The sequence below is a fragment of the Leisingera sp. F5 genome (assembly GCF_001593695.1).
The window spans coordinates 1-2,210 of record NZ_LUKH01000524.1; the positions used below are offsets into that span (position 1 = coordinate 1).

Genomic DNA, 2,210 nt, shown 5'->3' on the forward strand with positions numbered 1-2,210 from the left:
GTCTCCCACTCGTTCATCCAGATCTCGACGCCAAAGGGGGCTATATGCATGGTTTCAGTCCTCATCTTCCTGTGCAGGTGCACCCCCGGACCCTAGGCTGCTTTGCCCGCCCCTGCCATCATCCCCAAGGATGATGCGCCGCGCGCCCCGCCGTGCTATGGCGCCCGAACCGGGAGGGGACTGTGGATTTTCAAACCGCTGAAATTGAAGAGGCAGCACTGGCATTGGCCAAGGTGATCGACGGCCATGGCGGCGCGCCGGATCTGATCGCCGCCGCCGGCCATCTGCTGCCCTTCACCGCCGCCTTCTGCGTCGTCAACCGCAAGGGCCGGCGCCCGGTTTACTTGTGCGACACCTATCCCGAAGGCACCGCCAAAGATGCGGTGCAGCTTTATGCCGGCAGCACCTATCTGCTGAACCCGGTCTATAACGCAATCCTCGACGGGCTGCCGCCGGGGCTGTACCGGATGGCGGACCTGGCGCCCGACAATTGGAACCTCTCCCCTGAAACTCCCAGCATTCTGGTCGAAGACACCGAGGAAATCGGCTACCGCACCCCCGGCTGGCCCGCCGGGCTGCAGGAACTCACCCTGCTAGTGGCGCTGCCAGAGGGGGCCATGGGCGAAATCAGCTTTGCCCGGCCCGCCGCCGACGGCGGTTTTCCCGACAGCCTGCTGGCCCGGCTGCGCCCCTTCCTGCCGCTGTTTGCGGCTGCCTTCCGCCAGCTTTGGTCCCACCATACGGACAGCCCGGTCCCGGCAGAACCGGACCGGACACTGCAGGACTTCGCCCGCAGCACCCTGTCCCCGCGCGAGGCAGAGACCGTGCAGCTGATCCTTAAGGGGCATTCCAGCCTGTCGATCAGCCTGACCCTGGGGATTGCTCTGCCGACAGTCAAAACCCACCGCAAAAATGCCTATGCCAAACTCGGCATCAGCACCCAGCAGCAGCTGTTCAACGCCTTCCTGCAATGGCAGGGCAAGGCCCGCCGGCAAACTCCTTAGCCGGAGACCTTCTTTACAAACTGGGACTTCAGGCTGATCGGACCGACCCCCGGCACCTTGCAATCAATGTCGTGATCGCCATCGACCAGCCGGATGCCCCTGACCTTGGTGCCAACCTTGATAACCGAAGACGTCCCCTTCAGTTTCAGGTCCTTGATGACCGTCACTGTGTCGCCGTCAGCCAGCGGGTTGCCGACGCTGTCGCGCACTTCGGCGGCCTTGCCGTCAGCCGCCTCCGCCGCCCATTCATGCGCGCATTCAGGACAGATCAGCAGGGCGTCCACCTGATAGGTATAGGCAGAGGCGCATTCGGGGCACGGAGGCAGAGTGTCAGTCATGCCCGCTCCAATAGCCCGTTGGCCGGATGCTGGCCAGACAGAGATTGCTTCCCCCGCCCTCAAGCGCCCTGCCCTCCCCCCTTGTCCCAGCACCCTCTGCCTCAAACCGCGCGCGCCTGCGGCAGCAGGTAGGGCACACCAGCGGGCGGCACCCGGTTCACCGGAACCGGACAGCCATAGACCTGCGCCAGGGTGTCATTGGTCAGCACCTCCGCCGGCACGCCGTCCGCGGCCACCCGGCCTGCATGGACCAGCGTGATCCGGTCGGCAAACATCGCGGTGAGGTTCAGATCATGCATCACCGCCACCACGCCGCCGCCGCGTGCCGCATAGCTGCGCGCCAGATCCATCACCGTGAACTGATGGCCGATGTCCAGACTGGCCACCGGCTCGTCCAGGATCAGCCAGCGCGGCACGCCGTCCCTCACCGGCTCCCAGACCTGCACCATCACCCGGGCCAGCTGCACCCGCTGCTGCTCGCCGCCCGACAGATCCTGATAGAACCGGTGCGCAAAACCGGCCAGATCCACCTGTGCCAGCGCGCGCAACGGCAGATCGCTGTCCGCTGCCGCCAGCCCGGCGCGCAGGCCAAGGCGGACGATCTCCAGCACCGTAAAGGGAAAGGCGATGGCGGCGGATTGCGGCTGCACCGCGCGGATGGCGGCCAGCTGCCAGGGTTTCATGGCGGCGGTATCGTGCCCGTTCAGCAGCACCCGTCCAGAGAACGGCACCTCGCCGGTCATCGCCCGCAGCAGCGTGGTCTTGCCCGATCCATTCGGCCCCGCAATGGCGGTGACCTCGCCGGGGCGGGCCTCAAAATCCACCCCCTTCAGGATGGCGCGGCGGCCAAGCGTGACCCGGATATCAT

Annotated in this window: 3 protein-coding genes; 1 reads left to right on the top strand and 2 read right to left on the bottom strand. The window is 65.9% G+C overall.

Going from position 1 to position 2,210, the window contains the following annotated elements; genetic code table 11:
- Positions 1 to 182: 182 nt before the first annotated feature.
- Positions 183 to 1,004, top strand: a complete 822-nt coding sequence (locus A2I95_RS32770; RefSeq protein ID WP_291736557.1) for a helix-turn-helix transcriptional regulator — start codon at positions 183 to 185, stop codon at positions 1,002 to 1,004.
- Here the strand turns inward: A2I95_RS32770 and A2I95_RS32775 are convergent.
- Positions 1,001 to 1,342, bottom strand: a complete 342-nt coding sequence (locus A2I95_RS32775; protein ID WP_291736559.1) for a zinc ribbon domain-containing protein YjdM — start codon at positions 1,340 to 1,342, stop codon at positions 1,001 to 1,003. The two genes, A2I95_RS32770 and A2I95_RS32775, sit on opposite strands and share 4 nt — an antisense overlap.
- Positions 1,343 to 1,443: 101 nt before the next feature.
- Positions 1,444 to 2,210: heme ABC transporter ATP-binding protein (locus tag A2I95_RS32780; protein ID WP_291736560.1), on the bottom strand; the 767-nt coding region annotated here is incomplete at its 5' end.